The organism is Pseudomonas sp. 58(2021), assembly GCF_017491585.1.
Taxonomy (GTDB): Bacteria; Pseudomonadota; Gammaproteobacteria; order Pseudomonadales; family Pseudomonadaceae; genus Aquipseudomonas; species Aquipseudomonas fluorescens_BT.
In genome coordinates this window covers 73,284-97,874 of record NZ_JAFGYZ010000015.1, presented here as the reverse complement: position 1 = coordinate 97,874, position 24,591 = coordinate 73,284, and the positions used below count along the sequence as shown (strand labels likewise).

The 24,591-nt window shown below is 60.9% G+C and carries 20 protein-coding genes; 12 read left to right on the top strand and 8 right to left on the bottom strand.

The window, feature by feature from the left end; translation table 11 throughout:
• Positions 1 to 101 precede the first annotated feature (101 nt).
• Together J5M72_RS18615 and J5M72_RS18610 are read right to left on the bottom strand one after the other, a co-directional pair.
• A complete protein-coding gene (locus J5M72_RS18615) occupies positions 102 to 1,094 on the bottom strand; it encodes an NAD-dependent epimerase/dehydratase family protein (protein WP_169431675.1) in 993 nt (330 codons plus the stop codon).
• A gap of 54 nt (positions 1,095 to 1,148) precedes the next feature.
• Positions 1,149 to 2,042 (bottom strand): LysR family transcriptional regulator ArgP, encoded by an 894-nt coding sequence (locus J5M72_RS18610; protein ID WP_169431676.1) that lies wholly within the window; start codon positions 2,040 to 2,042, stop codon positions 1,149 to 1,151.
• Positions 2,043 to 2,138: 96 nt separating this feature from the next.
• On the opposite strand from J5M72_RS18610, the gene J5M72_RS18605 reads away from it, so the two are divergent.
• The 10 genes from J5M72_RS18605 (at position 2,139) to J5M72_RS18560 (ending at position 16,112) form a co-directional block, all read left to right on the top strand.
• Entirely contained in the window at positions 2,139 to 2,540 is a 402-nt protein-coding gene (locus J5M72_RS18605; RefSeq protein ID WP_207866737.1) for an ACT domain-containing protein, read from the top strand.
• A gap of 5 nt (positions 2,541 to 2,545) precedes the next feature.
• Positions 2,546 to 3,148, top strand: a complete 603-nt coding sequence (locus J5M72_RS18600; RefSeq protein WP_207866736.1) for a LysE/ArgO family amino acid transporter — start codon at positions 2,546 to 2,548, stop codon at positions 3,146 to 3,148.
• A 176-nt stretch (positions 3,149 to 3,324) separates the two neighbouring features.
• Positions 3,325 to 3,921 (top strand): Fe-Mn family superoxide dismutase, encoded by a 597-nt coding sequence (locus J5M72_RS18595; RefSeq protein WP_016773431.1) that lies wholly within the window; start codon positions 3,325 to 3,327, stop codon positions 3,919 to 3,921.
• A gap of 353 nt (positions 3,922 to 4,274) precedes the next feature.
• Positions 4,275 to 6,326, top strand: coding sequence for a bifunctional diguanylate cyclase/phosphodiesterase (locus tag J5M72_RS18590; protein WP_085709556.1), 2,052 nt, complete (start codon positions 4,275 to 4,277; stop codon positions 6,324 to 6,326).
• Between the two features lie 190 nt (positions 6,327 to 6,516).
• Entirely contained in the window at positions 6,517 to 7,857 is a 1,341-nt protein-coding gene (locus J5M72_RS18585; RefSeq protein WP_207866735.1) for an imelysin family protein, read from the top strand.
• A 277-nt stretch (positions 7,858 to 8,134) separates the two neighbouring features.
• Positions 8,135 to 9,562, top strand: a complete 1,428-nt coding sequence (locus J5M72_RS18580; protein ID WP_169431681.1) for a di-heme oxidoredictase family protein — start codon at positions 8,135 to 8,137, stop codon at positions 9,560 to 9,562.
• Positions 9,563 to 9,588: 26 nt separating this feature from the next.
• Positions 9,589 to 10,653, top strand: coding sequence for an imelysin family protein (locus J5M72_RS18575; protein WP_207866734.1), 1,065 nt, complete (start codon positions 9,589 to 9,591; stop codon positions 10,651 to 10,653).
• A gap of 14 nt (positions 10,654 to 10,667) precedes the next feature.
• Entirely contained in the window at positions 10,668 to 11,768 is a 1,101-nt protein-coding gene (locus tag J5M72_RS18570) for a DUF1513 domain-containing protein (RefSeq protein ID WP_207866733.1), read from the top strand.
• Between the two features lie 146 nt (positions 11,769 to 11,914).
• Complete coding sequence (locus tag J5M72_RS18565; protein WP_169431683.1) at positions 11,915 to 13,063, top strand: efflux RND transporter periplasmic adaptor subunit; 1,149 nt, start codon at positions 11,915 to 11,917, stop codon at positions 13,061 to 13,063.
• A 13-nt stretch (positions 13,064 to 13,076) separates the two neighbouring features.
• Entirely contained in the window at positions 13,077 to 16,112 is a 3,036-nt protein-coding gene (locus tag J5M72_RS18560; RefSeq protein ID WP_207866732.1) for a multidrug efflux RND transporter permease subunit, read from the top strand.
• Positions 16,113 to 16,179: 67 nt separating this feature from the next.
• Here the strand turns inward: J5M72_RS18560 and J5M72_RS18555 are convergent, their stop codons facing one another.
• The 5 genes from J5M72_RS18555 to colR all read right to left on the bottom strand — a co-directional run bounded on the left by J5M72_RS18555 (position 16,180) and on the right by colR (position 19,902).
• Positions 16,180 to 16,404, bottom strand: coding sequence for a hypothetical protein (locus J5M72_RS18555; RefSeq protein WP_169431685.1), 225 nt, complete (start codon positions 16,402 to 16,404; stop codon positions 16,180 to 16,182).
• A gap of 2 nt (positions 16,405 to 16,406) precedes the next feature.
• A complete protein-coding gene (locus J5M72_RS18550; protein ID WP_169431686.1) occupies positions 16,407 to 17,120 on the bottom strand; it encodes a lipopolysaccharide kinase InaA family protein in 714 nt (237 codons plus the stop codon).
• Positions 17,121 to 17,124: 4 nt separating this feature from the next.
• Positions 17,125 to 17,793, bottom strand: coding sequence for a class I SAM-dependent methyltransferase (locus tag J5M72_RS18545; protein ID WP_169431687.1), 669 nt, complete (start codon positions 17,791 to 17,793; stop codon positions 17,125 to 17,127).
• Between the two features lie 125 nt (positions 17,794 to 17,918).
• A complete protein-coding gene (locus J5M72_RS18540; protein WP_169431688.1) occupies positions 17,919 to 19,229 on the bottom strand; it encodes a HAMP domain-containing sensor histidine kinase in 1,311 nt (436 codons plus the stop codon).
• Positions 19,219 to 19,902: a two-component system response regulator ColR gene (gene colR / locus J5M72_RS18535; RefSeq protein ID WP_085709546.1), complete on the bottom strand. Its 684-nt coding sequence runs from the start codon at positions 19,900 to 19,902 to the stop codon at positions 19,219 to 19,221. The genes J5M72_RS18540 and colR overlap by 11 nt, the downstream gene beginning before the upstream one ends.
• A gap of 203 nt (positions 19,903 to 20,105) precedes the next feature.
• Between colR and J5M72_RS18530 the strand changes: the two genes are divergently transcribed.
• On the top strand, positions 20,106 to 22,055 hold the full coding sequence (locus tag J5M72_RS18530; RefSeq protein ID WP_207866731.1) for an LTA synthase family protein: 1,950 nt from the start codon (positions 20,106 to 20,108) through the stop codon (positions 22,053 to 22,055).
• A gap of 52 nt (positions 22,056 to 22,107) precedes the next feature.
• Positions 22,108 to 22,851, top strand: coding sequence for a phosphatase PAP2 family protein (locus J5M72_RS18525; protein WP_169431690.1), 744 nt, complete (start codon positions 22,108 to 22,110; stop codon positions 22,849 to 22,851).
• A gap of 90 nt (positions 22,852 to 22,941) precedes the next feature.
• Here the strand turns inward: J5M72_RS18525 and groL are convergent, their stop codons facing one another.
• Positions 22,942 to 24,588 (bottom strand): chaperonin GroEL, encoded by a 1,647-nt coding sequence (gene groL / locus J5M72_RS18520; RefSeq protein ID WP_039765873.1) that lies wholly within the window; start codon positions 24,586 to 24,588, stop codon positions 22,942 to 22,944.
• Between the last annotated feature and the right edge of the window lie 3 nt (positions 24,589 to 24,591).

The following is a 24,591-nucleotide window of genomic DNA, read 5'->3' as shown; positions in this document are numbered from 1 at the left end:
AAACGCGGTAATGGCTGATTGCGGCGCAGTATAACCCCCCGCAGCCGCAGGGATTGACCCTCTGGCGGCGACGGGGTTCACGATCAGCCGGTCGACTTGTTTCAATGAATGTCTTGAGCCTTCCACCAGCCGCAGAACTCATCGAGGGCCGCCCACAGGCTGACCTTCGGATCGTAGTCGAGATAATGCCGGGCGCGGCTGATGTCGAGGGTGAAATTTTTGTTCATCACCTGCATGCCCAGGCGCGACAGGGTCGGCTCGGGACGGCCCGGCCAAAGCTTGCAGGCCGCTTCGTTGAGTGCCGCGACACTGTAGGCCAGCCCGTAGGAACGGTACCTGGTGACTTGTGGGACTTCCATTTTGCGCATCACGTAATTGACCACATCCCACAGCGGCACCGGGGCGCCATTGCTGATGTTGTAGGCCTTGCCCAGCGCCGAACCGGCAGCCAGCAGGCTGCTCAACAACGCTTCGTTGAGGTTGTGCACGCTGGTGAAGTCGACCTTGTTCAGGCCGTTGCCGATGATTGCCAGACGCCCTTTGCGCTGCATCTTCAGCAGGCGCGGAAAAATGCTCATGTCCCCGGCGCCGGTGACGAAACGCGGGCGCAGGGCCAGGGTTTCGAGGCCGAATTCCTGAGCGCCGAAGACTTTCTGCTCCGCCAGATACTTGGTCGCCGCATAGTGATGCTTGAAACGCTTGGGCACCTGCTCTTCGGTCAGGCCGAGGTGGTCGCGGCCGTCAAAGTAGATCGACGGCGACGACAGGTGCACCAGGCGCCGCACCCGCTGTTTGAGGCAGGCTTCGACCACGTTTTCGGTCACTTGCACGTTGCCCTGATGAAAGTCCTGATAACGGCCCCACAACCCGACGGATCCGGCGCAGTGCACCACGGCTTCGACATCGCTGCACAGCGCACGCACCAGGTCCGGGTCGCTCAAGTCGCCTTGAACGAACTCGGCACCGCGACGTACCAGATGCTCGACACCCTCGGCCCGGCGACCGTTGACCCGCACGTCCAGGCCCTGCTCCAGGGCGAAACGCGCAAAGCGTCCGCCAATGAAGCCGCTTGCGCCGGTGACCAGAATTTTCATGTAGAGCTCCGCTGTCTTTCGTTTTGCCTGATTCGTGAGTCTTGACGCTGGCCGTCAGTCCAACGGCACCAGCCATTGCGCCGACGAGCGCACCAGTTGCTCGGTCAACAGCCCGAGCAACTGACCGCCATTGCGCCAATGATGCCAGTACAACGGCACGTCGATCGGTTTATCTGGCAACAGTTCGCGCAACAGGCCGCGTTCCAGTTGCTCGCGCACCTGCAATTCGGGCACCAGTCCCCAGCCGAGCCCGGCTTCGGTCAGGCGGATAAAACCTTCGGAGGATGGACACAAATGGTGTTCGAAACCGCCATCGACGCCGAGGGACGCAAGGTAGCGATGTTGCAGAAAGTCGTCCGGACCAAACACCAGCGCCGGGGTACGCGGCAGTTGTGCAGCCTGCACGCCGTCGGGGAAATGCCGCTCGATGAACGCCGGGCTGGCCAGCGCCCGATAGCGCATGGCGCCGAGCAATACGCTGCGAGCGCCGGCCACCGGTCGTTCACTGGCACACAGACATGCGGCGACTTCACCGGCGCGCATGCGCTTGAGGCCGACGGTCTGGTCTTCGACGATCAGATCCAGCAACAGGTGTTGTTCGGCGCAGAAGTCGCCCACCGCCTCAGCCCACCAGGTGGCCAGGCTGTCGGCGTTCAGCGCGATGCGCAGCCGTTCCGGCAAGCCCTCCTCGTCCAGCGCCGGCACCAGCGTCTGCAGATCCCGTTCGAGCAGGCGCACCTGCTGCACATGGTTGAGCAGCCGCCGGCCGATCTCGGTGGGTGACGGCGGCGTGCCGCGCACCAGAACCGGCTGGCCGACCCGCGCCTCCAACAGTTTGATCCGCTGGGAAATCGCCGATTGCGAAAGGCCCAGCACCTGAGCCGCCCGTTCGAATCCGGCCTGCTCGACCACGGCGGCCAGAGCGGAAAGCAATTTGTAGTCGAACATCAGTTTTCCTAATGAGCGATCAGCACTATTGGTTTTTCTTATACAGCGTCTGCCCGGAGAATAGCCAGTAAGCACTCTTTATCAAGGACCACCCCCATGGCTGGCGAAACCTCGTTGACCACCCTGCTGCGCAGCATGAGCCCGCAGCTCAATGCCGGCGAATACGTGTTCTGCACCTTGCGCGACGGCCAATTGCCGAGCGGCCTGGAGATCGTCGGCAGTTTCCGTGAACAGGAAGGCCTGACGGTGATTCTCGAACGGTCCCAAGCCGAGCGCGCCGGTTTCAGCTTCGACTACGTCGCAGCCTGGATCACCCTGAACGTGCATTCGGCGCTGGAAGCCGTCGGTCTGACCGCCGCTTTCGCCACCGCACTGGGCAAGGCTGGTATCAGCTGCAACGTGATTGCCGGCTATTACCACGACCATTTGTTCGTCGGTCAGGCCGACGCCGAACGCGCCATGCAAGTGCTGCGCGATCTCGCAGCCAACGCGGAGTAACCGTCATGTGGCAAAGCTATACCAACGGTTTGCTGGTAGCGTTCGGGCTGATCATGGCAATCGGCACGCAGAACGCTTTTGTCCTGGCCCAGAGCCTGCGGCGAGAGCATCACCTGCCGGTCGCGGCGCTGTGCGTCGCCTGCGATGCGTTGCTGGTGGCGGCAGGGGTTTTCGGTCTGGCCACGGTGCTGGCACAAAACCCGACCTTGCTGGCGGTCGCCCGCTGGGGCGGCGCGGTGTTCCTGATCTGGTACGGCAGTCAGGCGTTGCGCCGGGCCTGCTCGAAACAGAGCCTGCAACAAGGTGAAAACCAGACCGTGCGCTCGCTGCGGGCAGTGATGCTCAGCGCCCTGGCGGTGACCCTTCTCAACCCTCACGTTTATCTGGACACCGTTCTGCTGATCGGTTCTCTCGGCGCACAACAGTCGGTGCCCGGCGCGTATGTCGTGGGCGCGGCAAGTGCTTCGTTGCTGTGGTTCTTCACCCTGGCGTTCGGCGCGGCATGGCTGGCGCCGTGGCTGGCACGGCCGAGTACGTGGCGGATTCTCGATCTATTGGTGGCAGTGATGATGTTCACGGTGGCGGGACAATTGATAATCGCCAGCTGAATTATTCCAAAAGGCTCTGGAACCTCTATCCCACACAGTTGTTGCGTGGTTAAGCCGCACCCCCGGTGCTATGATCCGAACCCTGCGCCGCAAAGAGTAAAAACTCGCCGGTGCATTTCTGGCCGCCCGTGATCGGCCTTGCGCTCACCGCAACAGACCTGATTAGGAGAATCATCATGGCTTTCGAATTGCCGCCGCTGCCTTACGCACACGATGCCCTGCAGCCGCACATTTCCAAGGAAACCCTGGAATTCCACCACGACAAACACCACAACACCTACGTCGTGAACCTGAACAACCTGGTGCCAGGCACCGAGTTCGAAGGCAAGACCCTGGAAGAGATCGTCAAGACTTCCTCGGGCGGCATCTTCAACAACGCCGCTCAGGTCTGGAACCACACTTTCTACTGGAACTGCCTGGCGCCAAACGCCGGCGGTCAACCAACCGGCGCGCTGGCTGATGCCATCAACGCAGCTTTCGGTTCGTTCGACAAGTTCAAGGAAGAGTTCAGCAAAACCTCGATCGGCACTTTCGGTTCCGGCTGGGGCTGGCTGGTGAAAAAGGCTGACGGTTCCCTGGCCCTGGCCAGCACCATCGGCGCCGGCAACCCGCTGACCAGCGGCGACACCCCGCTGCTGACCTGCGATGTGTGGGAACACGCTTACTACATCGACTACCGTAACCTGCGTCCTAAGTACGTCGAGGCGTTCTGGAACCTGGTCAACTGGAAGTTCGTGGCCGAGCAGTTCGAAGGCAAGACCTTCACCGCTTAAGCTGCACGCCAGACAAAAACCCGGCTATAGCCGGGTTTTTTCTGCCCGCATAAATCATCGGGGGCGCGTCTCATCACAAACAGGGCCTTTTCCCACACGCAAAGCAGCCCTTCTCGCCTTGCTCCCAAGCCACGGCGAACTAACATCAAAAGAGGAAAAATTGTCCGACGCCCTCAAGTTGGAGGCCAAAACTACCGACACAGTACAACCAGGGCAAATACCCCATGCAGCAGCATTTCGGCCAACGCCACGGACAAATTTTCCGCGGCTCGATTGTCCCTTTGACTGCCAACACGGGATTGCCAATACTCATGGCAACTTGACGCTACCCGCACGGAACAAGGAATAACCCTTTGAAGCTGGAACTCAAGAACAGCTTGTCGGTGAAGTTGCTCCGGGTCGTGCTCCTGTCGGCATTGATCGTCGGCGTAGTCTTGAGCTGTGCGCAGATCGTTTTCGATGCCTATAAAACACGCCAGGCCGTCGCTGGCGACGCCGAACGCATCCTCGACATGTTCCGCGATCCCTCGACCCAGGCGGTCTACAGCCTGGACCGGGAAATGGGCATGCAGGTGATCGAAGGCCTGTTCCAGGACGATGCCGTGCGCCAGGCCTCCATCGGGCATCCCAACGAAGCGATGCTCGCGCAGAAATCCCGTGAATTGCAGCAATCCAGCAGCCGCTGGCTGACCGACCTGATTCTCGGCCAGGAACGCACGTTCACCACCCAACTGGTGGGGCGCGGTCCCTACAGCGAGTATTACGGCGACCTGAGCATCACCCTCGACACCGCCACTTACGGCCAGGGCTTCATCGTCAGTTCGGTGATCATCTTCATTTCCGGCGTGCTGCGCGCCCTGGCCATGGGCCTTGTGTTGTATCTGGTCTATCACTGGCTACTGACCAAACCACTGTCGCGGATCATCGAGCACCTCACCGAGATCAACCCGGACCGCCCCAGCGAACACAAGATTCCGCAGCTCAAGGGCCACGAGAAAAACGAGCTCGGGATCTGGATCAACACCGCCAACCAGTTGCTCGAGTCCATCGAACGCAACACCCATCTGCGCCACGAAGCGGAAAACAGCCTGCTGCGCATGGCCCAGTACGACTTCCTCACCGGCCTGCCGAACCGCCAGCAACTGCAGCAGCAACTGGACAAGATTCTGGTGGATGCCGGCAAGCTGCAGCGGCGGGTCGCCGTCCTTTGCGTAGGTCTGGACGATTTCAAAGGCATCAACGAACAATTCAGCTATCAGACCGGCGACCAATTGCTGCTGGCCCTGGCTGATCGACTGCGCGCCCACAGCGGCCGCCTCGGTGCCCTCGCCCGTCTGGGTGGCGACCAGTTCGCTCTGGTGCAGGCCGACATCGAACAGCCTTACGAAGCGGCGGAACTCGCGCAAAGCATCCTCGATGACCTGGAAGCGCCGTTCGCCCTCGATCATCAGGAAATCCGCCTGCGCGCGACCATCGGCATCACTCTGTTCCCCGAGGACGGCGACAGCACCGAAAAGCTGCTGCAGAAAGCCGAGCAGACCATGACCCTGGCCAAGACGCGCTCGCGCAACCGCTATCAGTTCTATATCGCGAGCGTCGACAGCGAAATGCGCCGCCGTCGCGAACTGGAAAAAGACCTGCGCGATGCCCTGCTGCGGGATCAGTTCTACCTCGTCTACCAACCACAGATCAGCTACCGCGATCACCGTGTGGTCGGCGTCGAGGCCCTGATCCGCTGGCAACATCCGGAGCACGGACTGGTGCCGCCGGACCTGTTCATTCCGCTGGCCGAACAGAACGGCACGATCATCGCCATCGGCGAATGGGTGCTGGATCAGGCCTGCAAGCAACTGCGCGAATGGCACGATCAGGGTTTCGTCGACCTGCGCATGGCCGTCAACCTGTCCACCGTGCAACTGCACCACGCCGAGCTGCCGAGAGTGGTCAACAACCTGTTGCAGATGTACCGCCTGCCACCGCGCAGCCTGGAACTGGAAGTCACCGAAACCGGCCTGATGGAGGACATCAGCACCGCCGCCCAGCACCTGCTGAGCCTGCGCCGTTCCGGCGCACTGATCGCCATCGACGACTTCGGAACCGGCTATTCCTCGCTGAGCTATCTCAAGAGTCTGCCGCTGGACAAGATCAAGATCGACAAGAGCTTCGTCCAGGACCTGCTGGATGACGACGATGACGCGACCATCGTTCGCGCCATCATTCAACTGGGCAAGAGCCTGGGCATGCAGGTGATCGCCGAAGGCGTGGAAACCGCCGAACAGGAGACCTATATCATCTCCGAAGGCTGCCACGAAGGTCAGGGATATCACTACAGCAAACCGCTGCCGGCGCGGGAACTGAGCGTCTATCTCAAGCAGGCGCAACGCAGCAACGCAGCGATTCTCTGAAACCTCCGGCAACGGACTCCCCGCCACTGATACCGGGAAGAACCCACACCGTTGATCCCGCGCACCCCGGTGCAAACAGGAAATATTTCCAGCTACAACCCTTTACACATAATGCGAAAGATTTGCATTATGTCGCAGCTTTTGCGCCCCCCGCGCCTGTCCACTCAATTACCGAAGCAGGATGTTCGCCATGATTCGTATGCCTCTGGCTACCGCCAGTCTGCTGGCCATCGCCATTTCCCTCGCCGGTTGCGGCGAAGGCAAAGACAAGGCCGCCGCTCCAGCTGCGCCGACGCCAGCCGCCAGCACCGCCGCACCGGCGGCTGCCGCTGCCGGCAAAGTCGACGAAGCCGCTGCAAAGGCTGTGGTCGCGCACTACGCCGACATGGTCTTCGCCGTCTACAGCGATGCCGAATCCACCGCGAAAACCCTGCAGACCGCTATCGACGCATTCCTTGCCAAGCCTAACGCCGACACCCTGAAGGCTGCTCGTGAAGCCTGGATCGCCGCCCGCGTTCCTTACCTGCAAAGCGAAGTGTTCCGCTTCGGCAACACCATCATCGACGACTGGGAAGGTCAGGTTAACGCCTGGCCGCTGGACGAAGGCCTGATCGACTACGTCGACAAATCCTACGAACACGCACTGGGCAACCCGGGCGCCAACGCCAACATCATCGCCAACACCGAAGTTCAGGTCGGCGAAGACAAGGTCGACGTCAAGGACATCACTCCGGAAAAACTCGCCAGCCTGAACGAGCTGGGCGGTTCCGAAGCCAACGTCGCCACTGGCTACCACGCCATCGAATTCCTGCTCTGGGGCCAGGACCTGAACGGCACCGGCCCTGGCGCCGGCAACCGTCCGGCGTCGGACTACCTGGAAGGCAAAGGCGCCACTGGCGGTCACAACGACCGTCGTCGTGCCTACCTGAAAGCCGTGACCCAGCTGCTGGTCAGCGACCTGGAAGAAATGGTCGGCAACTGGAAGCCGAACGTGGCCGACAACTATCGCGCCACCCTGGAAGCCGAACCGGCTGAAAGCGGCCTGCGCAAAATGCTGTTCGGCATGGGCAGCCTGTCCCTGGGCGAGCTGGCCGGCGAGCGCATGAAGGTGTCCCTGGAAGCGAACTCCCCGGAAGACGAACAGGATTGCTTCAGCGACAACACCCACAACTCGCACTTCTACGATGCCAAAGGCATTCGTAACGTCTATCTGGGCGAGTACACCCGCGTCGACGGCACCAAGATGACCGGCGCCAGCCTGTCGTCGCTGGTGGCCAAGGTTGACCCGGCTGCCGACACCGCGCTGAAAGCCGATCTGGCCGCTACCGAAGCCAAGATCCAGGTCATGGTCGATCACGCCAACAAGGGTGAGCACTACGATCAGTTGATCGCCGCCGGCAACACCGCTGGCAACCAGATCGTCCGTGACGCCATCGCCTCGCTGGTCAAGCAGACCGGCTCGATCGAAGCGGCTGCCGGCAAACTGGGCATCAGCGACCTGAACCCGGACAACGCCGATCACGAGTTCTGATCGACACTGTCTGACTGAACAAGGCGACCTTCGGGTCGCCTTTTTTATTCCTGCCATACACAAAACCTGTGGGAGCGAGCCTGCTCGCGATAGCATTTTCTGCTTCAACACTTTCAGAAAGACGAATGCCACAATCGCTAGCAGGCTAGCTCCCACAAGGTTTTCAGCGATCCTTCACAATTGCCACAAATCAAGCAAACGATAATTCCTCTTATTCAAACCCCCTCGCCCTGTTAGACTTTGCGCCTTTAAATTCGCCCCTCTTGCAGGAAGTCTGATGCCGTCGCTGCCTCTTCGCTTGTCCGCGCTGTTTCTGGCCCTTGGCCTGAGTGCCTGCGATGACGCCCCGCGTTTCACCAAGGCCGAGCCCGGCGAAGCCCGCTCCGGCGGCGCCGCGACCGTACGCAAGACGGATCAGAATGCGTTCTCCCTGCCCTCGGCCAACCTGCCACCTTCGCGTCGGGTGGATTTCAGCGTCGGCAACAGTTTCTTTCGCAGCCCCTGGGTGATCGCACCGTCGACCACCACCGCCCGCGATGGCCTCGGCCCGCTGTTCAACACCAACGCCTGCCAGGGCTGCCACATCAAGGATGGTCGCGGACATCCGCCGCCCCCGGACGCGCCAAACGCCGTATCGATGCTGGTGCGTCTGTCGATTCCCGATGCGCCACAGTACGCCGGATTGATCGAGCAGGTCGGCGTGGTGCCGGAACCGGTTTACGGCGGGCAGTTCCAGGACATGGCCATCCCCGGCGTCGCACCGGAAGGCAAAGTGCGGGTCGATTACACGCCAGTACCGGTGCGCTTCAAGGACGGCACCGAAGTCGAGCTGCGCAAACCGGTGTTGCAGTTCACTCAGTTAGGCTACGGTCCGATGCACCCGGACACACGTTTCTCCGCACGCGTTGCACCACCGATGATCGGCCTGGGTCTGCTCGAAGCGATCCCCGAAGCAGCGATCCTCGCCAACGCCGCCGCGCAGGCCAAAGAGAAAAACGGTATCAACGGCCGGCCCAACCGGGTCTGGGACGACGCGCAGCAAAAGACCGTGATGGGCCGATTTGGCTGGAAAGCCGGACAACCGAACCTCAATCAACAAAATGTTCACGCGTTTTCCGGTGATATGGGCCTCACCACGAGCCTGAGACCGTTTGATGACTGCACCGACGCACAAGTGGCCTGCAAACAGGCCCCGAATGGCAATGGCCCGGACGGCGAACCCGAAGTCAGCGATAACATTCTGCGCCTGGTGTTGTTCTATACCCGCAACCTCGCCGTTCCCGCTCGCCGTGACGTCAACGATGCTCAGGTGCTGGCCGGTAAGAGCCTGTTTTTCCAGGCGGGTTGTCAGTCCTGTCACACGCCGAAATACACCACCGCCGCCAACGCGGCCGAACCTGAACTGGCCAATCAAGTGATTCGTCCGTACAGCGATCTGCTGCTGCATGACATGGGCGAAGGCCTGGCCGACAACCGCACCGAGTTCCAGGCCAGCGGCCGCGACTGGCGTACGCCGCCGCTGTGGGGCATCGGCCTGACGCAGACGGTCAGCGGCCACACCCGGTTTCTGCACGACGGCCGCGCCCGCAACCTGCTCGAAGCCGTGCTCTGGCATGGCGGCGAGGCGAAAGCGGCGCAGCAACAGGTTTTGTCTTTCAATGCCGAGCAGCGTGCCGCGCTGCTGGCGTTCTTGAATTCACTTTAAACACTTAAAAGAATCGGGAGCCCGACATGTTCCGTCCCAAGCTGTTGTTCACCAGCCTTGCCGCACTGGCCCTCGGCGCGTGCTCGCCGCAGGATCCACAAGCCGTGACCTCGGCTGCCATCGCCAAATCGGTGATCCTGCCGACCTACACCCGCTGGGTCGAGGCCGACAGGCAACTGGCCGTCAGCGCCCTCGCCTATTGCCAGGGCAAAGAAACCCTGGATACCGCCCGTGCCGACTTCCTGCATGCACAGAAAGCCTGGGCCGAGCTGCAACCGTTGCTGATCGGTCCACTGGCCGAGGGCAACCGTTCGTGGCAGGTGCAATTCTGGCCGGACAAGAAAAACCTGGTCGGTCGTCAGGTCGAGCAACTGGTCACCGCCCAGCCGCAGATCGACGCCGCTGCCCTGGCCAAGTCCAGCGTCGTGGTACAAGGCCTGTCCGCTTACGAATACATCCTGTTCGACGCCAAGCCTGACGTGGCCAATGACGCGCAGAAAGCCAAATACTGCCCACTGCTGGTGGCCATCGGCGAGCGTCAGAAACAACTGGCCGAAGAGATTCTCAGCAGCTGGAACACGACCGACGGCATGCTCGCGCAGATGAGCAAATTCCCGAACCAGCGCTATGCCGACTCCCACGAAGCGATCGCCGATCTGCTGCGGGTACAGGTCACCGCTCTCGATACCCTGAAGAAAAAACTCGGCACGCCGATGGGCCGCCAGAGCAAGGGCGTACCTCAGCCGTTCCAGGCTGACGCGTGGCGCAGCCAGTCGTCCATGGAGGCGCTGGAAGCCAGCCTCGCGGCGGCCAGAACCGTCTGGGAAGGCGTCGACAACAAAGGTCTGCGCGGCCTGCTGCCGGCTGAGCAGAAACCGTTGGCGGACAAGATCGATGCCGCCTACGCGGCGTCGCTCAAACTGTTCGACAGCACCCAGCGCTCGCTGACCGAAATGCTCAACGATGACGCTGGTCGCCAGCAGCTCAACGACATCTACGACAGCCTCAACGTCGTCCACCGCCTGCACGAAGGCGAACTGGCCAAGGCGCTGGGCATCCAACTGGGCTTCAACGCCAACGACGGTGACTGATGAGGGCAAGTGCCATGCTGCGACGCCAGGCTCTGACTTTAGGTAGTTTGCTGCTGGGAGCAGTGACACTGGGCGGCTGGACGCTGTTCAAGCGCAAGGATCAGAGCCCGCTGCTGCTGTCGGCGCGGGACGACACCGACGGCAAGCACTATGCCGTCGGTTACCGGCTGGACGGCACCCGGGTGTTCGCCACCGAAGTCGGCCAGCGCTGCCACGACATCATCAATCACCCGACGCTGCCGATCGCGCTGTTCGTCGCCCGCCGTCCGGGCACCGAGAGCTACCTGATCGACCTGCGCGACGGCGCACTGCTGCAAACCGTGACCTCGCAGCCGAACCGGCATTTCTACGGCCACGCGGTGATCCATCACAGCGGCGATTACCTGTATGCCACCGAGAACGACACCACCGATCCGGGCCGCGGCCTGCTCGGGGTGTACACGTTCGAAGGCGAACGGCTGGTGCACAGTGGAGAGCTTTCGACTCACGGGCTCGGCCCGCATCAGGTGTCGTGGATGCCCGACGGTGAAACCCTGGTGGTGGCCAACGGCGGGATCCGCACCGAGGCTGAAAGCCGGGTCGACATGAACCTCGACGCCATGGAGCCAAGCCTGGTCCTGATGCAACGCGACGGCACCCTGCTGAGCAAGGAAACCCTCGCCCAGCCGATGAACAGCGTGCGCCACCTGGGGATCGCCAGCGACGGCACCATTGTCGCCGGCCAGCAATTCATGGGGCCTTCCCACGAGCGCTCGGAGCTGCTGGCGATCAAACGTCCCGGCCAGCCATTCGTGGCGTTCCCGGTGCCGGACCATCAGTTGCAGTCGATGGGGCACTACACCGCCAGCGTCGCCGTGCACAGCGAACTGCGTCTGGTGGCGCTGACCGCACCACGGGGCAACCGCTTCTTCATCTGGGACCTGGACAGCGGCGAAGTGCGCCTCGATGCACCGTTGCCCGACTGCGCCGGCGTCGGTGCGGTGAAGGACGGCTTTGTCGTGACCTCGGGGCAAGGACGTTGCCGCTATTACGATTGTCGCCAGGATGAACTGCTGGCCAAACCGCTGGATCTGCCCGCAGGGCTCTGGGACAACCATCTGCACCTGATGGCCTGAAGATCGCCGCCGACTGTCCCGTCGGCGGTGCTCCCCTCCTCCACTTTATCCCCTCATACCCTGTAAAAACTGGCAGTTGGAATCCCTGCCGGAGTCGGGGTAATGTTCCCGCCTGTCTCGCCTGATTTTCTCCAAGGAACTGGAATATGCTGCGTCGCCGCATGTTGATCATGTTGGGTGTTGTACTGCTGATCGTTCTGCTCCTCGCCGGTTACAAGGCCTTCTCGATCTACACGATGATCCAGGGCTTTTCCAAACCGAAACCGCCGATCAGCGTCGCCGTGGCCACAGCCACCGAGCGCCCGTGGCAGATGCGCCTGCCCACCGTCGGCACATTGAAGGCGCTGCAGGGTGTCGAGCTGAGCCTGGAAGTCGCCGGCACCGTCACCGAGCTGAAATTCGAATCGGGACAGAAGGTCAAGGCCGGGCAACCGTTGCTGCAACTCGACAGCGCCGTCGAGTCCGCATTGCTGGAAACCGCCAAGGCCGACCTCGGTCTGGCACAGCTGGACTTCGGCCGCGGCAGCCAGCTGGTGGGCAGCAGTGCCATCTCCAAGGGCGAATTCGACCGACTGTCGGCGGTGCTGCAAAAGAACCGGGCCACGGTCAATCAGCTCAATGCGTCGCTGGCGAAAAAACGCATCGTCGCGCCGTTCAGTGGCACCATCGGCATCCGTCAGGTCGACGTCGGCGACTACCTCGCCAGCGGTACGAAAATCGCCACCCTGCAGGATCTGAGCAGTCTCTACGCGGACTTCTACGTGCCCGAGCAATCGGTGCCGAAACTGGCGATCGGCCAACCGGTACAGCTATCGGTGGCCGCCTATCCCGGCCAGAACTTTGCCGGCGCCATCAGCGCCATCAACCCGATCGTCGAAAGTACCACTCGCAACATTCTGGTTCGCGCCACGCTGGCCAACCCCGATGGCAAGTTGCTGCCGGGCATGTTCGCCAGCCTTGAAGTCCTGCTGCCTGATCCCCGCAAACACATCGTCGTACCGGAAAGCGCGATCACCTACACCCTCTACGGCAACTCACTGTACGTGGTCGGGCAGAAGAAAGCCGAGGACGGCAGCGTCGAGAAGGACGACAAGGGCCAACCGGTACTGATTGCCGAGCGCCGCTTCATCGAGACCGGCGAACGCCGCGATGGCCTGGTGATGATCAACAAGGGCGTACAGAGTGGCGAACAAGTGGTGACGGCCGGCCAGATCAAACTGGACAACGGCGCCCACATCGCCATCAGCGACGACAAGACCCTCGGCGAGCAGAACAGTCCGCGCCGCGTCGACTGATCAAGGAATTCCCATGGCCTTTACCGATCCGTTCATCCGTCGCCCGGTGCTTGCCACCGTGGTCAGCCTGCTGATTGTGCTGCTGGGCTTCCAGGCCTGGAGCAAGCTGCCGCTGCGCCAATACCCGCAAATGGAAAACGCCCTGATCACGGTGACCACCGCTTACCCCGGGGCGAATGCCGAAACCATCCAGGGCTACATCACCCAGCCGATGCAACAAAGCCTGGCGAGCGCCGAAGGCATCGACTACATGACCTCGGTCAGTCGCCAGAACTTCTCGGTGATCTCGATCTACGCGCGCATCGGCTCCAACAGCGACCGCCTGTTCACCGAACTGCTGGCCAAGGCCAACGAGGTGAAGAACAAACTGCCTCAGGATGCCGAAGACCCGGTACTGAGCAAAGAAGCCGCCGATGCCTCGGCGCTGATGTACATCAGCTTCTTCAGCAAGGAACTGAACAATCCGCAGATCACCGACTACCTGTCGCGGGTGATACAGCCGAAACTGGCGACCCTGCCGGGCATGGCCGAAGCGGAAATTCTCGGCAACCAGGTGTTCGCCATGCGCCTGTGGATCGACCCGGTGAAACTCGCCGGCTTCGGCCTCAGCGCCAGCGACGTGACCAACGCGGTGCGCCAGTACAACTTCCTTTCCGCTGCCGGCGAAGTGAAAGGCGAGTACGTGGTCACCAGCATCAACGCCAACACCGAACTGAAGTCCGCCGAGGCCTTCGGCAAGATCCCGCTCAAGGTCAGCGGCGATAGCCGCGTCCTGTTGAGCGATGTGGCGCGGGTGGAAATGGGCGCCGAGAACTACAACTCCATCAGTTCCTTCGGTGGTACACCCTCGGTGTACATCGGGATCAAGGCAACCCCCGGCGCCAACCCGCTGGAAGTGATCAAGGAAGTGCGCAAGATCATGCCGGAGCTGGAAGCCCAGCTACCGCCCAACCTCAAGAGCGAGATCGCCTACGACGCCACGCTGTTCATCCAGGCCTCCATCGACGAAGTGGTGAAAACCCTGTTCGAGGCGGTGCTGATCGTGATCGTGGTGGTGTTCCTGTTTCTGGGTGCCCTGCGCTCGGTGGTGATCCCGGTGGTGACCATTCCGCTGTCGATGATCGGCGTGATGTTCTTCATGCAGATGATGGGTTATTCGATCAACCTGCTGACCCTGCTGGCAATGGTGCTGGCCATCGGGCTGGTGGTGGACGATGCCATCGTCGTGGTGGAAAACATTCACCGGCATATCGAGGAAGGCAAGACCCCGCTGGAGGCCGCGCTCGAAGGCGCCCGGGAAATTGCGATGCCGGTGGTGTCGATGACCATTACCCTGGCCGCGGTGTATGCACCGATCGGTTTCCTCACCGGGCTGACCGGGGCCCTGTTCAAGGAGTTCGCGCTGACCCTCGCCGGCGCCGTGGTGATTTCCGGCATCGTCGCCCTGACGCTGTCGCCGATGATGTGCGCGCTGCTGTTGCGCCACGAGGAAAACCCCACTGGCCTGGCCCATCGACTCGACCTGATCTTCGACAGCCTCAAGCGTCGTTATCAGAGCATGCTGCATGGCACCCTCGATACGCGCCCGGTGGTGCTGGTGTTCGCAGTAATCGTGCTGTGCCTGATTCCGGTGCTGCTCAAGTTCACCAAATCGGAACTGGCACCGGACGAAGACCAGGGCATCATTTTCATGATGGCCAACGCACCGCAACCGACCAACCTCGACTATCTGAACACCTACACCGACGAATTCGTGAAGATCTTCAAGGAGTTTCCGGAGTACTACTCATCGTTCCAGATCAATGGCTACAACGGTGTGCAGAGCGGCATCGGCGGTTTCCTGCTCAAGCCATGGAACGAGCGCAGCCGCACCCAGATGCAGATCCTTCCCGAGGTACAAGGCAAGCTCGGCAGCATTCCCGGCCTGCAGATCTTCGGTTTCAACCTGCCGTCCCTGCCCGGCACCGGCGAAGGCCTGCCGTTCGAATTCGTGATCAACACCGCCAACGACTACGAGCCGCTGTTGCAGGTGGCCGACCGGATCAAGAAGCGTGCGATGGAGTCGGGCAAGTTCGCGTTCGTCGACCTGGACCTGGCCTTCGACAAACCGGAAGTCGTAGTCGATATCGACCGCGCGAAGGCGGCGCAGATGGGCGTGTCGATGCAGGATCTGGGCGGCACGCTCGCCACCCTGCTGGGTGAGGCGGAGATCAACCGGTTCACCATTGAAGGCCGCAGCTACAAGGTTATCGCCCAAGTGGAACGGGCCTATCGTGACAACCCGGACTGGCTGAACAACTACTACGTGAAAAACACTCAGGGCGAGCTGCTGCCGCTGTCGACCCTGATCACCGTGACCGACCGGGCACGACCGCGACAGCTTAACCAGTTTCAGCAATTGAACGCGGCGAAGCTGTCCGGGTTTCCGCTGGTCAGCATGGGCGAAGCCATCGACAGCGTGTTGCAGATCGCCCGGGAAGAAGCCCCGGCCGGTTTTGCCTTCGATTACGGCGGTGCGTCGCGACAGTTCGTGCAGGAAGGCAGTGCGCTTTGGGTGACTTTCGCCCTGGCGCTGGCGATCATTTTTCTGGTGCTGGCCGCGCAGTTCGAGAGTTTCCGCGATCCGCTGGTGATCCTGGTGACGGTACCGCTGTCGATCTGCGGGGCGCTGATTCCGTTGTTCCTGGGCTGGTCGAGCATGAACATCTACACCCAGGTCGGGCTGGTGACGCTGATCGGCCTGATCAGCAAACACGGGATTCTGATCGTCGAGTTTGCCAATCAGTTGCGCAAGGAAAAAGGCCTGACGGCACGCGAGGCCGTTGAAGAGGCGGCGGCGATTCGCTTGCGGCCGGTGCTGATGACCACTGCCGCCATGGTGTTTGGCATGGTGCCGTTGATCGTGGCCAGCGGTGCAGGCGCAGTAAGCCGCTTTGATATCGGCACGGTGATCGCCACCGGGATGTCGATCGGGACGTTGTTCACGCTGTTTGTCCTGCCTTGCGTCTACACCTTGCTGGCCAGGCCCGATCCAAAGCCTTCCAGTTGATGCCGCCATAAAAAAGGCCTCGCAACTGCGAGGCCTTTGGCTCTTGTAGAAAGAGGCTTCAATCGATTCAACTCTGCGGCCTCATCCGTTGAGAAAGACCGAACATGAACAGCAGCAAATCATGGTCGGGTTGAGTCGCCACGGTGGCCTTGGCCACCCGTGGCATCGGGCAATGGGCATCGGTTGATTTGCCGATCACCTGCATCTGTGGCTGTTCCCAGGCCGCCACCGCCAATGATGCAACTGCCAAGGCTCCTACCAGAAACAAACCTCGTGCAATTTCTAGTTTCATCGCTATAAACCCTTGATAGCGCTGCCAAACGCCGTCTCATAAAAATAGACGAGTTTTTTCCAGTCCGTAGGGCTGAACGACGAGTGGCGACGCAATTGTTTCATGTCGTGGGACGCCGCACGATGAGCGGTCAGGCGCTGGCGGCATTTTTCCAGATCGATCAGAGCCACTTCGACCTTGGCCGACTCACCCTCGCCAGTGACACTGACAAAAACGTGCTTGATATAGATGCAGCTGTGCTGCCAGCGACCCTTGTGCATCCGGGCCAGGTTTTCGGCGAGGTCCTTGAGCACGCGTTCATACACGGCTTCACCGTGCCGCTCGCGGCCGCCTCCCGCCTCCCACTGTTCAAGCTCCTGGAAACCGTCCAGCGACTTGGTGACCAGCAGCGCCCGCCATTTGTGCTGTGGATCGGGCTGAGCACCGCAGAACACGATTTCCGGTACACGGACACCCAACCGGGACACACCGGTCAGCGCGTCCAGTTCACGCAATACGGTCGGCCGCCCGAACGGGTGCAGCCAACTGCGATAGATATGACCCGTCTGGCGCTTGGCATACAGCAGTTGCCCATCGCGCCCCACCACTCGCTGCACACCACTTTCGCCACCACGACGCACGTTGGGTTCTTCTACCCACTCACCGCGCTGGTTCCAGTAATAGTCGAAGCGATCCTGGGGAGCGACTTCCGTCTCTGCTGCAAATTGCACTGCCATCCTCTTACCTCTTGCGTAATACGTAAACTCGCCACATGGCATAGAGCGGAATGAAGTCCAGTTGTTCCTGGATCCTGAATCCCGCCGCTTCGAATTCCTTTTCGACCGTAGCGGCCGGTAACACAAACCGGTTCTGGTAACCTTCCTGTCCGCGCCGTTTCTCGGCGCGCTTGCGTTTCCAGGCCTTGAAATTGCCGTCTACCCACAACGAAATGATCACACTGTCCCGGGTCACGCGTTCGAACTCACGCAAAATTGCCTGCCGATGCTCGGCTTCGCCGATGTGGTGCAGCAGACGCATGCAGAAAATGCTGTCCACGGCATTGTCAGGCAAGGCAATGTCGAACGCCGATGTGTGCAAGGGTTGTACCCGCTTGACCACATCCGCCGGTTGGGCCTGCATCGCCGTCTTGATCATGGACTCGGAATTGTCCGCCCCGATGATCACCCGATTGGGTTTTTCTGCCAGTAACGGCCAGAAACGCCCGGCACCGCACGGCAGATCGAGCACCAATCCCGGTTCGCCGACCAGGGTCAACGCCTTGCGGGCCAACTGCTGATCACGCCAGTTGGACAGACGACGTCCCAGACCATCCTGGTGCTTGCGCAGGTATTTCTGCGCGTGGTTATCGTCGTACTTCTCGGAAAAATCGAGTTTGATCGGGCCGGCCATCATCGGGACTCCTGAATTGCTGATATCCCCCACCTTATGCAGGGGTGTGTCAGCGTCAGGTCATCCCTTTGTGAAAAAAACGTCGCGTAAACCCCCAAACTATTTCAAGGTTATACAGGTTTCGTTCAGGTTGGCAGCTTTTTCGTGCCATTGGGGAGGGATTGGTGTTTGCCCAGATCTACCTCGAAACGGCAGCCATTGGGCTCCATCGTACTCAAAGTAACGCTCCAGCCCTGGTTTTCACAGATGCGCTGCACCAATGACAACCCGAGGCCAAGGCCTTCTCCGCGTTTTTCGTTGCCGCGCACGAACGGCTTGAACATCTCCTCGCGCTTCTCCTCGGGAATGCCTACGCCCGAGTCCTCGACCACGAAGCCGTTGTCATTGAGCGCCAACCGAATGAACCCCTGCTCGGTGTAGTGCAGGGCATTGCGCAGCAGGTTACCCATCACGGCATTGAGCAATGTGGCGTTGTAAAGAGTGTCCGGCGGGTTGCCCGGCTCGAAAATCAGCTTCAGGCCCTTGGACTCGATCGGCTCGCGCCACACGCCCAACAGATTGTCCGCCACCTGACCGAGACTGTGCCGGGGTGCGGCCCCCGCATCTTCGCGCTGGGCACGGGCCAGCATCAGGAAGGTCTGCACCAGTTCGCGCATTTCTTCGCTGGCACGGGCAATCCGTTCGACCTGGGCGCGGCCGCGCTGATCGATGCCCGGGTTTTCCAGCAGCAGTTCACAGGAACTGGCCAATACCATCAACGGCGTGCGCAGCTCGTGGCTGACGTCACTGGTGAAGAGCCGCTCGCGAGTCAAGGCCTGGCGCAGACGGCCCAGCGTCGCATCGAAGGCCACCGCCAGTTCACCCACTTCATCGGCGGCGTAGTCCGGCGCCAGCGGCGGTGCCAGCCCCAGCAACTGATCGCGGTGACGCACCTGACGTGCCAGCCGGACCACCGGCGCCATCACTTTGCGCGCCAGTACCCAGCCAAGAAATACCGCCAGGGCGAGGCTCAGCACGAAGCCCACCAGTACCACGGCGAACAGCACGCGCTCACGCTCTTCGAAATCGCTCTGATCCTGTAGCAACACGTAGCGCCGACCGTCGACGATTTCGACCATCGCGTGATACGACAGCTGTTCGCGGAAGACTTCGTGGAACCCCGAATCCAGGTGCCGCAGATCCTTGGGCAGCTCGAAATCCCCCGGGCCGCCGCTGAAATAGAACAACTGGTCCGGCTCCGGCCGATGGCTCCAGTCCGAAACGTTGTCCATCAGCAACAGGCGCTGCAGGTCGCCGCCCAATCCAGCGGAAATCAGTTTTTCTTCCACCAGGTGCACGGTCGCGACAATGCCCATGGCGAATGCCCCTGCCACCAGTGCGCTCATCAGTGCGAAAGCGATGATGATCCGCTGGGCAAGGCTCTGCTTAAACTCCATCGCGGCCCTCGGCCAGGCGATAACCTACGCCATGTACGGTGTGCAGCAACGGTTTGGCGAACGGTTTGTCGATTACCTGACGCAACTGGTGGACATGACTGCGCAGGCTGTCGCTGTCCGGACAATCATCGCCCCACAGGGCTTCTTCAAGAATTTCCCGACGCAGGACGTGCGGGCTCTTCTGCATCAGTACCGCAAGCAGTTTCAGGCCGACCGGGTTGAGCTTGAGCAGTTTGCCTTCGCGGGTGACTTCAAGGGTGTCGAGGTCGTAGCTCAGGTCGCCGACCTGCAGGGAACGGCGCCCGCCGCCCTGGGTGCGGCGCATCACTGCCTCGATTCGCGCCGCCAGCTCCGACAATGCGAAAGGTTTGACCAGATAGTCGTCGGCCCCGGACTTGAAACCCTGCAAGCGGTCATCGAGCTGATCGCGGGCGGTGAGCATGATCACCGGCGTGTCGCGACGGGCGTCTTCACGCAGGCGTTTGCACAGGGTGTAGCCGTCGATGCCCGGCAACATGATGTCGAGCACGATCAGGTCATAGTGCTCGGTGGCGGCCAGATGCAGGCCCGACAGACCGTCCTGGGCGCAATCGACGGTGTAGCCCTTCAGGCCCAGGTAATCGGCCAGGTTGGCCAGGATATCGCGGTTGTCTTCAACCAATAGAATTCGCATGGGCACCTCTTCCGTACACAGTAACGGCCGTCATGGCCCGCGCAGCTTAAGGCCTGTCTCGGCTCAGGGCTAGGGTTGGCGCCCCGACAGATGAAATTGCCCGGACGAAATAAATCTTTAACAAAGTTTTCACTATCGATTCACAACCTGATTACAGTGGCGCCGCGAAACTCCCGCACCATTGATAAAAGGAAAAGAACACAATGGGTTCTCTCAAGACAGCGCCGATGCGCTATCTGTTGTTGGTCACCGGCGCCTGGCTGGTGGTGTTTCTCCTCACCCGCATCGCACTGCTGCTGACTCATCTGGATGAGGCCGGCGGCGGGGCGTTGTCCGTGTTCGGTATCGGCCTGATCTACGACCTGGGCTTTCTCGCCTATGCCGCCTTGCCGTTGGGCCTGTACCTGTTGCTGTGCCCGCCGGCCCTGTGGCGCCGTCGCGGTCACCGCTGGTTCCTTCAGGGATTGCTGACGGTCAGCCTGTACGCCATGCTGTTTACGGCGGTGGCCGAGTGGCTGTTCTGGGATGAGTTCGGGGTTCGCTTCAATTTCATCGCCGTCGATTATCTGGTGTATTCCGACGAAGTGCTGAACAACGTGCTGGAGTCCTACCCGATCGGCAAGTTGCTCAGCATCCTGGCAGTGCTGGCCATCGTGTTGAGTTTCGCGCTGCGCAAACCGTTCAACGCAGCGCTGGATGCACCGCTGCCGCCATTGCGCGGGCGTCTGCTCAATGCACTGGCTCTGCTGGTGGTCGCGGGTCTGAGCCTGCAACTGATCAGCCAGGACGCACCGCGCGCCCAGGGCGGCAACGCCTATCAGAACGAACTGGCGAGCAACGGCCCTTATCAGTTCTTCGCCGCGTTCCGTAACAACGAGCTGGACTACAGCCAGTTCTACAAGAGCCTGCCAGCGGACAAAGTCGCCGGCCAGATTCGAGCCGAGCTGAACGAGCCCAATGCCCGTTTCGTCGGCAAGGATCCTCAGGACATCCGTCGCGATATCGACAACCCGGGCGTCACCCGCAAACCGAACATCGTGCTGGTGACCATCGAGAGCCTCAGCGCCAAGTACCTGGGCAGCAACGGTGACGGCCGCAACCTGACGCCGAACCTCGACGCCTTGCGCAAGCAGAGTCTGTACTTCAACAATTTCTACGCCACCGGCACGCGCACCGACCGGGGTCTGGAAGCCATTACCCTGGCCATTCCACCGACGCCGGGCCGTTCCATCGTCAAGCGCATCGGTCGCGAGAGCGGTTTTGCCAGCCTTGGCCAGCAATTGAGCGCCGTCGGCTATGACAGCGTGTTCGTCTACGGTGGCCGTGGCTACTTCGACAACATGAACGCGTTCTTCAGTGGCAACGGCTATCGCGTTGTCGACCAGAGCAGCGTCGACGAGTCGGAGATTCACTTCAAGAATGCGTGGGGCATGGCCGACGAGGATCTGTACAAACAGACACTGAAGCTGGCGGACGCCGACTACGCCAAGCAACAGCCTTTCCTGCTTCAGCTGATGACCACCTCCAACCACCGCCCGTACACCTATCCGGAAAACCGCATCGACATCAAATCGGGCAACGGTCGTGATGGTGCGGTGAAGTACACCGACTACGCCATCGGTCAGTTCCTGGAGCAGGCGCGGCAGAAACCGTGGTTCGACAACACGATCTTCATCTTCGTCGCCGACCATACTGCCGGCAGCGCGGGCAAGGAAGACCTGCCGATCACCAACTACCAGATCCCGCTGTTCATCTATGCACCGAAGCTGATCGAGCCACGGGAGAACGCGCAACTGGCCAGCCAGATCGACCTCGCGCCGACCCTGCTGGGTTTGTTGAACCTGGATTACCAATCGACGTTCTTCGGCCGCAACCTGCTGGCGGACAACCCGCTGCCACCTCGGGTGGTGGTGGGCAACTATCAGCACCTGGGGCTGTTCGACGGCAAGGATCTGGCGATCCTCAGCCCACGCCAGGGCCTGCGCCGGCATGACGATGCGCTGACCGAAAGCCGCGAGTCCCGGGTCGGCAGCGACGACCCGATGGTCAGTCGCGCCATCACGTATTACCAAACCGCCAGTTATGGCTTCAAGCAACAGCTGCTTGGCTGGAAAGCACCCAAGGAGGGTGCCGAGCAAGTCAGCGATCGTTAATCGAGGCGCCCCGGACTGATGCTCCGGGGCGTTTTCCCGTTCTGGATCCCTCATGTCATCAAATGTTGTACGTCCCGCCCCTCGCCCGCTGAACTTCTGGCTTTGCTTGGGGATTCCCGCCGTCGCCGCCACCCTTCTGGTATTGCTCGAACTGACCGATCTGGACATGAATCTGGCGCGAATGTTCTACGACCCCGCCGCCGGCGACTTCATCGGGCGCCACAGTTACTTTCTGGAAAACATCCTTCACGACCGCGCCAAGCAGGTGGTGATCGCGTTTTCGGTGTTCGCCGTCATCGGTTTCATCGGCGCGTTTTTCATCGACCGGATCAAACCCTACAAGCGTGAACTGGGCTGCCTGGTGCTGTCCCTTGGCCTGGCGACCTCATTCGTGACACCGATGAAAGCTGTGACTGCCGTGCAGTGCCCATGGAGCCTTGAGCAATTCGGCGGTCATGAAACCTACAGCAAACTGCTGGAACATCGCCCGCCTACCGACAAGCCCGGCCGCTGCTGGCCCGGTGGTCATGCGGCAACGGGGTTCACCCTGTTTGCGCTGTTCTTCGTGCTGCGTGATCGTCGCCCGCGACTGGCGCGGCAGGCGTTCATCTTTGCCTTTGCGCTGGGTTCGGTGTTCTCGATCAGCCGGATGATGCAGGGCGCACACTTCTTTTCCCACAACGTGTGGACGGCGATCTTCTGCTGGCTGATCTGCCTGGGGTCGTATTACTGGGTGCTGTATCGCCCGACCGTCAAAGCAGAAGCGGCCATGAAGGCACAACCGGTAAACGCCTGATGACTTGAAGGCCGGACAATAAAATCAGGGCAATAAAAAACCCCGTCTGCTCTCGCAGACGGGGTTTTTCGTTACAGGGGTAAGGCTGGCTTACATCATGCCGCCCATGCCACCCATGCCGCCCATGTCTGGCATACCGCCGCCAGCTGCACCTTCTTTCTTCGGTGCGTCGGCAACAGCGGCTTCGGTGGTCAGGATCAGACCGCCGATGGACGCTGCGGCTTGCAGAGCCGAACGGGTCACCTTGGTTGGGTCCAGGATGCCCATTTCGATCATGTCGCCGTATTCGCCGGAAGCAGCGTTGTAACCGAAGTTACCTTTGCCGTTTTTGACTTCGTTGACGACTACGCTTGGCTCGTCACCGGAGTTGGCAGCGATCTGACGCAGCGGCGCTTCAACAGCGCGACGCAGCACAGCGATACCGACGTTCTGGTCAGCGTTGTCGCCGGTCAGTTCGGTCAGGGCTTCCAGAGCACGGATCAGCGCAACGCCACCGCCAGGTACCACGCCTTCTTCAACGGCTGCACGGGTTGCGTGCAGGGCGTCTTCAACGCGGGCTTTCTTCTCTTTCATTTCGACTTCGGAACCGGCGCCAACCTTGATCACTGCAACGCCGCCGGACAGCTTGGCCAGACGCTCTTGCAGTTTTTCACGGTCGTAGTCCGAGGAAGTTTCGGCAACCTGGGCACGGATCTGAGCGATGCGGGCTTCGATGTCGCCTTGAACGCCAGCACCGTCAACGATGATGGTGTTTTCCTTGGACAGGGTGACGCGCTTGGCGTTGCCCAGGTGTTCCAGGGTGGTGCTTTCCAGGCTCAGGCCGATCTCTTCGGAGATCACGGTACCGCCGGTCAGAACGGCGATGTCCTGCAGCATGGCCTTGCGACGGTCGCCGAAGCCTGGAGCCTTGACGGCTGCGACTTTAACGATGCCACGCATGTTGTTCACAACCAGAGTCGCCAGGGCTTCGCCTTCAACGTCTTCGGCCACGATCAGCAGTGGACGGCCGGCTTTGGCAACGGCTTCCAGTACTGGCAGCATTTCGCGGATGTTCGAGATCTTCTTGTCGACCAGCAGGATCAGCGGGCCGTCGAGCTCGGCGACCATGGTGTCCGGCTTGTTGACGAAGTACGGAGACAGGTAACCACGGTCGAACTGCATGCCTTCTACAACCGACAGTTCGTTTTCCAGGCCCGAGCCTTCCTCAACGGTGATCACGCCTTCTTTACCGACTTTCTCCATGGCTTCGGCAATGATGTCGCCGATGGAGTTGTCGGAGTTGGCGGAGATGGTGCCAACCTGAGCGATGGCCTTGGTGTCAGCGCATGGCTTGGACAGGGCTTTGAGCTCTTTGACGATCGCGATGGTCGCTTTGTCGATACCGCGTTTCAGGTCCATCGGGTTCATGCCGGCAGCGACGGCTTTCAGGCCTTCGTTGACGATCGACTGAGCCAGAACAGTAGCGGTGGTAGTACCGTCACCGGCGTCATCGTTGGCACGGGAGGCAACGTCTTTGACCAGCTGCGCGCCCATGTTTTCGAAGCGATCTTCGAGTTCGATTTCTTTGGCGACGGACACGCCGTCCTTGGTGATGGTCGGAGCGCCGAAGCTCTTCTCGAGGATCACGTTACGGCCTTTCGGGCCCAGGGTTGCTTTTACCGCGTCAGCCAGAACGTTGACGCCTTTGAGCATTTTGGAGCGAGCGGCATCGCCGAATTTAACTTCTTTAGCAGCCATGAT

Coding starts and splice junctions, on each gene's coding strand:
- J5M72_RS18525 (WP_169431690.1), top strand. CDS start 22,108: ATGTCATCAAATGTTGTACGTCCCGCCCCTCGCCCGCTGAACTTCTGG.
- J5M72_RS18580 (WP_169431681.1), top strand. CDS start 8,135: ATGCCGTCGCTGCCTCTTCGCTTGTCCGCGCTGTTTCTGGCCCTTGGC.
- J5M72_RS18600 (WP_207866736.1), top strand. CDS start 2,546: ATGTGGCAAAGCTATACCAACGGTTTGCTGGTAGCGTTCGGGCTGATC.
- J5M72_RS18560 (WP_207866732.1), top strand. CDS start 13,077: ATGGCCTTTACCGATCCGTTCATCCGTCGCCCGGTGCTTGCCACCGTG.
- J5M72_RS18570 (WP_207866733.1), top strand. CDS start 10,668: ATGCTGCGACGCCAGGCTCTGACTTTAGGTAGTTTGCTGCTGGGAGCA.
- J5M72_RS18610 (WP_169431676.1), bottom strand. CDS start 2,042: ATGTTCGACTACAAATTGCTTTCCGCTCTGGCCGCCGTGGTCGAGCAG.
- J5M72_RS18575 (WP_207866734.1), top strand. CDS start 9,589: ATGTTCCGTCCCAAGCTGTTGTTCACCAGCCTTGCCGCACTGGCCCTC.
- J5M72_RS18545 (WP_169431687.1), bottom strand. CDS start 17,793: ATGGCCGGCCCGATCAAACTCGATTTTTCCGAGAAGTACGACGATAAC.
- J5M72_RS18585 (WP_207866735.1), top strand. CDS start 6,517: ATGATTCGTATGCCTCTGGCTACCGCCAGTCTGCTGGCCATCGCCATT.
- J5M72_RS18565 (WP_169431683.1), top strand. CDS start 11,915: ATGCTGCGTCGCCGCATGTTGATCATGTTGGGTGTTGTACTGCTGATC.
- J5M72_RS18605 (WP_207866737.1), top strand. CDS start 2,139: ATGGCTGGCGAAACCTCGTTGACCACCCTGCTGCGCAGCATGAGCCCG.
- J5M72_RS18595 (WP_016773431.1), top strand. CDS start 3,325: ATGGCTTTCGAATTGCCGCCGCTGCCTTACGCACACGATGCCCTGCAG.
- J5M72_RS18550 (WP_169431686.1), bottom strand. CDS start 17,120: ATGGCAGTGCAATTTGCAGCAGAGACGGAAGTCGCTCCCCAGGATCGC.
- groL (WP_039765873.1), bottom strand. CDS start 24,588: ATGGCTGCTAAAGAAGTTAAATTCGGCGATGCCGCTCGCTCCAAAATG.
- J5M72_RS18615 (WP_169431675.1), bottom strand. CDS start 1,094: ATGAAAATTCTGGTCACCGGCGCAAGCGGCTTCATTGGCGGACGCTTT.
- J5M72_RS18530 (WP_207866731.1), top strand. CDS start 20,106: ATGGGTTCTCTCAAGACAGCGCCGATGCGCTATCTGTTGTTGGTCACC.
- J5M72_RS18540 (WP_169431688.1), bottom strand. CDS start 19,229: ATGGAGTTTAAGCAGAGCCTTGCCCAGCGGATCATCATCGCTTTCGCA.
- colR (WP_085709546.1), bottom strand. CDS start 19,902: ATGCGAATTCTATTGGTTGAAGACAACCGCGATATCCTGGCCAACCTG.
- J5M72_RS18555 (WP_169431685.1), bottom strand. CDS start 16,404: ATGAAACTAGAAATTGCACGAGGTTTGTTTCTGGTAGGAGCCTTGGCA.